General features: G+C 66.1%; 2 protein-coding genes, 1 tRNA gene and 1 pseudogene. 1 reads left to right on the forward strand and 3 read right to left on the reverse strand.

Translation table 11 applies throughout. The features are described 5' to 3' along the window. Positions 1-47 precede the first annotated feature (47 nt). The 3 genes from ACFWBT_RS41820 to ACFWBT_RS41830 all read right to left on the reverse strand — a co-directional run bounded on the left by ACFWBT_RS41820 (position 48) and on the right by ACFWBT_RS41830 (position 4,436). On the reverse strand, positions 48-1,985 hold the full coding sequence (locus ACFWBT_RS41820) for a galactose oxidase-like domain-containing protein (RefSeq protein ID WP_385709712.1): 1,938 nt from the start codon (positions 1,983-1,985) through the stop codon (positions 48-50). Then, positions 1,982-3,928, reverse strand: a complete 1,947-nt coding sequence (locus ACFWBT_RS41825; protein ID WP_385709715.1) for a glycosyltransferase family 2 protein — start codon at positions 3,926-3,928, stop codon at positions 1,982-1,984. Before ACFWBT_RS41825 ends, ACFWBT_RS41820 begins: the two co-directional genes overlap by 4 nt. Positions 3,929-4,362: 434 nt before the next feature. Beyond that, positions 4,363-4,436, reverse strand: a tRNA-Lys gene (locus tag ACFWBT_RS41830). Positions 4,437-4,620: 184 nt separating this feature from the next. Between ACFWBT_RS41830 and ACFWBT_RS41835 the strand changes: the two are divergent. After that, positions 4,621-4,830: pseudogene (locus ACFWBT_RS41835) on the forward strand (hypothetical protein); the annotation flags it as partial.

Raw genomic sequence — 4,830 nt, forward strand, 5'->3', positions numbered from 1 at the left:
GAGCGGAGGGCGCCCCCTTTCACGTACGGGTGCACAAATCCTTGGAATCAGGGCACCTTGACCCACTGGGCCTTGCTCGGGGTGCCCTGGTCGTCCGTCACGAACAGCATGTACCAGCCGGACTCGACGAGGTTCCGGTTCTTCGGCACGGTCACCGAGATCCCGGTCTTCGTCTTCGTGAAGTCCAGGGCGATGGACCGCTGGTCGACATCGGTGACATGCGTGGACGCGCTCGGCCGGATCAGCCGGGCCGTCTTGATGGACGAGGTGTGCGCCGAGGTGAAGTCCGCCGAGGCGCCACGGGCGATCGTCTTCGGTCCGCCGGACAGCGAGGGCCGTGAATCCCGGTACAGGTACGGCGGCGTGTAGATCTCGATGCGCTGCTCGAAGGTGGCCGGCTTGGTGTTGGCCTTGTCCGCGTAGAGCGAGTTGGAGCCGAAGAACATCACGCGCCCGTCGGGCAGCAGGATCGAGCCCGAGTGGTAGTTGCGGCCCACCAGCGGGTCGGCCACCCGGTCGAAGCTGTTCGACCCGGGGTTGTAGATCCGCGCCTGGAGGATGTTGGAGTCGCCGCGCCCGCGGTAGTCCTCGGAGCCGCCGGAGACCAGGACGGTGTCGTCGGGCAGGATCGAGGACTGCGGGTAGCGGGTGCCCTTCTCCAGCTCGGGTCCGTCCACGAACTTCGGATTCTTGTCCAGGAGGCCGATCAGCCGGGTCTTCCTGCTGGACAGCTTGGACTCGCCGACCCCGCCGCCGCCGATCACCATGTACTTCTCGTCCTGCGCGGGCGGCAGCAGGACGGTGCCGGACGTCTCCATCATGTTCGGGTCGCTCAGGCCCTTGAGCTTGCTGAACTTGTTGCTCTCCAGGTCCCAGACGCCGGGGTCGCGGCCCACGTCGTCGGGGCCGTAGCCGGCGTTCGCGCCCGAGTAGAAGAGCTTGCCGTTCTGCATCAGGGAGATCGCCGGGTAGGTCGGGAACTGGCGGATGCCCTTGGCGTACGTCCACTTCTTGGTCTTCGGGTCGAAGACCTCGTTCTTGCCCGGGACGAGCTGGCCGATCTCGTCCAGGCCGGAGAGGCTGAGGATCTTGCCGTCGCCGAGAGTGGTCAGCGTCGGGTACCAGCGCGCCTCGTTCATCGGGTCGACCTTGATGTACTTCTCGGCGACCGGATCGAACTCGTAGGCGTCCCGGATGCCCTGGAAGTCCTTCTTGTCCAGGGCGAGCTTCTGGGCGATGCCGTAGGTGTTGCGGGCGTCGGTCCCGGTCAGCCCCTGGACCCGGTAGTTGTCCTGGGTGCCGGTCTCGTGCTTCTGGCCGCTCTGCTGCGCCTCGACATAGATGCGGCCGAGGCCCGGGTCGTTGCGCACGAACGCGCCGGTCGCCTTGTCGAAGACCTTCTTGGCGCGCGGGACGAGCACCGGGTCCTTCGACACGAAGGTCTTGCCGTTCTTCTTGCCGGTGAACTTGGTGCCCGGGGGCAGCGTGATGGGCTTGTCGGGGTTCTCGTTGTGGACGACCATCAGGCCGCCGGCCTTGGTGACGTCACCCTTCAGCGTCTCGTACCGCTTGGTGCCGCCGGCGATCAGCAGATTGCCGTTGGCGAGCTGCGTGTGTCCCGTGCAGAACAGGTCGGCGGGCGTCGGGATCTTCTTGATCGTGCCCTTGACCGGGTCCCAGATCCGCGTGTCGAACTTCTTCGCGTCGAAGTTGTCCTGGTTGTTGCCCGAGCCCGCGATCAGCAGGATCTTGCCGGTGTGCAACAAAGCCGCGTGGATCGTGTTGAGCCGGTACTCCTCCGGGAAATCGATGATGTCCCAGTGGCCGTTGGCGGCTTTGTACTCCGGCTTGTTGATCGTGTACTGGTGGTACTTGTTCGTTCCGAAGCGATACAGCCACGGCCCGTTCATTCCGGCCAGCGCGAGCACCACCACCCCGGTTATGCCGAGGCGGCGGGCGCGGCGGCGACGGGCACCGTCTTTCATTTCTTACGTCCCCCAAGGGCGATCTGCATGGTCTGGTCGTTCCCCCCGTTCGCGGCGGCCCAGCTGGGCTTCTGCTGCGCGTGCGGGGCGTGTTGTTCCTGCTGCGGCGCGGGAGCCTGCTGCGGAACGTGGACGTCTTCGGGCGCCGCCGGCGGCTTCTTGCGCTCCTGGCGGATGGACCAGCGCCAGGCGAAGATCGGCGAGGCGGTGATCAGCAGGGCGAAGATCCCCCAGGTGATCATCGCGGGGTGGGAGTGACCGAAGACGAAACCGGCGGTGATCGAGCCGGCGAAGACCAGGATGAAGAACAGGTGGATCCGGAAGGTCCCGAACAGCGTGTCGGGGCTGGCCGAATCGCCCTTGGGCGTCACCACGAACTTGCTCTTGCGGCGCAGCACGGCGTCCATGAGCGACCGTGCGTAGATCGGTGCGGACAGCGCCGACATCACCATGCCGGCGACACCGCCGGAGCCCTCCGGCTCGTGCGGCGAGACGTTGTGCCGGCGGTTCCAGATGTACAGGCCGATCTGGAGCGCCGAGGCGTTGCCGTACAGCATCAGCCAGACCGTCGGGTCGATGTTCACGCCCGACGCGCCGAGCCCGAGGAACAGGGCGCAGCTCAGCGCCGCGAGGATCCAGTTGAGCGCGGACATCGGGTAGAAGATGATCATCATGGTGTAGTTGAAGAGCTTGCCCGGAGGCATCGAGAAGAAGCCCTTCCAGTACTGCTTGAGGATCGTCTCGTAGGTGCCCCGCGACCAGCGCAGCTGCTGGGTGAAGAAGTCCGTCCAGGCGCCCGGCCCCTCACCGACGGCCAGCACGTCCGGTGTGTACACGGACTTCCACTTGCGGCCCGTCGCCGGGTTCTTGGCGCGGTGCATCTCGAAGCCGGTAGCCATGTCCTCGGTGATCGAGTCGTACAGGCCGCCGATCTGCTTCAGCGCCTTGATGCGTACGGCGTTGGAGGTGCCCACGAACATCGGGGAGCCGTAGAAGTTGCCGGCCCGCTGGATGAGGGCGTGGAAGAGGAACTGCTGAGACTCCGCGGCCTTGGTGATGGGGTTGTCGTAATTGCCGTACACCTGCGGGCCGATGACGAATCCGACATTCGGGTCGCGGAAGAAGCCGAGCATCCGCTCCAGGTAGTTGGGCAGCGGCACGTGGTCGGTGTCGACCGAGGCGAAGTAGTCGTAGTCGTCGCCGTGGGCTTCCAGCCAGGCGTTGTAGTTGCCGTGCTTGGTCTTGGCGCGGTGCGGGCCCTTGGCCTGGTTCCACTTCGCGACGCCCTTGCGGGAGAAGTGGTGCACGCCCAGGCGCGCGCAGACCTCCTTCACCTCCGGGTCGTCGCCCTCGTCGAGGAGCCAGATGTGCAGAAGCCCCCGGTGGCGCAGCTTGACGGCCGCCTCCAGGGTCTTCGTCACCATGGCGAGGGGTTCCTTGCCGGGTACGAAGGAGGTGAGGAAGGCGACTCTCGTGCCGGTTTCGGGCACCACCGGGACCGGGTCGCGGGCGACCAGGGTGGCGTGCGCGTTGGACAGCACGTTCATGCAGCGGAAGAACTCGATCAGGCCGATCGAGACCAGCATCACGATGTCCAGCGCCGGCAGGAAGTCGTAGGCGGGATAGTCGCGTTCGGTCCAGTGCTCGGGCTGGAGCAGCCAGCCGAGCAGGACCAGCGAGAGAAGCGGTGCGGCGCCCAGCATCAGGGCCGCGCGTATGCGGTGCGTCTCCTGCGACAGCAGGGAGCGGTACTGCACCTTGTACGGCTTGCCCGGATCGGGCTGCGTGAGGGGTCCCGCGAGTCGGCTGTAGTGCTCGTAGTCGTACCTCGGCAGCGACTTCCTTATCCTGCGGAAGCTGCCCGTCCGGTGCGATGGCACGCGGAGCTGGGTCGTCTCCGATCCGTCGAATTCCTGCCGGGCGCCCGTCGGCGTCGACGTCATGAGTCATCCCCCCGCACGCACCGTCGGGTGCGTGTTCGTCGGTTCTTTCGTTCGCTCGGGTCCCCCTCGACCCTCACGGACGCAGTCACTGGCCGGCCGGCGTCACCACATCATTCACACCATATAGACATGGAACTATGGCCTTCCGGTTGCATGATGCCCCCCTCGGCATCGTTCACGAATGGGCCCCCAGCCCCTCGTGGCCGCAACCGGCCCCGCCCCCACCTGTCTCAACTGCCGTAAATCGACAGTCTTTTGAAGCCCAGGGTTCTACGCCGTCCGTCATGATCGCAAGATGCGAAACGCGGTGTTAACCGGTCATACGCGCTCATTGGGATGTGAGTGCGAAAAGAGGACCGGCGTCCGGCTCCGGTGGCGGACATTCCGGTATGACGACGGGCCCCCTCGTCGCTGCGAGAGGGCCCGTCGGTCTGTGCGCCGCCAGGGACTCGAACCCCGGACCCGCTGATTAAGAGTCAGCTGCTCTAACCAACTGAGCTAGCGGCGCCTGCTGACGCAAAAACTCTACCCGACCCGCGGGGGTGCTCCTGACCGGGAGGGGCGCTCCGTGGCAGGTGGGAGCGGTCCCGTACATCATTCGGACCGTCAACGTGCGACACCGGATGACAGTTGAGAAACTGACGAATGTGCAGAAATGCGGACATTTCCATCTGGAGTGTGAGGGGAAGCGCATGGAGACTCCGGTATTCGAGGAACTCGATCCCGCGAGTGACTGCGACTGCCCCGGATGCGTGCACTGGCGGCGTGTCCTGCCCTTTTCCTCACGGCCCGGGCCGTCCGGCCCGGTGGGCCATCCGGCGGCCCTCGCCCGGGTGGGGCGGGCTCCCATGGCCCTCGCGCTGGCCGCCACGGCGGGCACCGTCCTCGGCGCGGTGCCCGCC

Source organism: Streptomyces sp. NPDC060027, from assembly GCF_042737005.1.
Lineage (GTDB): Bacteria > Actinomycetota > Actinomycetes > Streptomycetales > Streptomycetaceae > Streptomyces.

What these genes read in the sequence shown, in the direction of transcription:
- ACFWBT_RS41820 (WP_385709712.1), bottom strand. Translation starts at nt 1,985, where the DNA reads ATGAAAGACGGTGCCCGTCGCCGCCGCGCCCGCCGCCTCGGCATAACC.
- ACFWBT_RS41825 (WP_385709715.1), bottom strand. Translation starts at nt 3,928, where the DNA reads ATGACGTCGACGCCGACGGGCGCCCGGCAGGAATTCGACGGATCGGAG.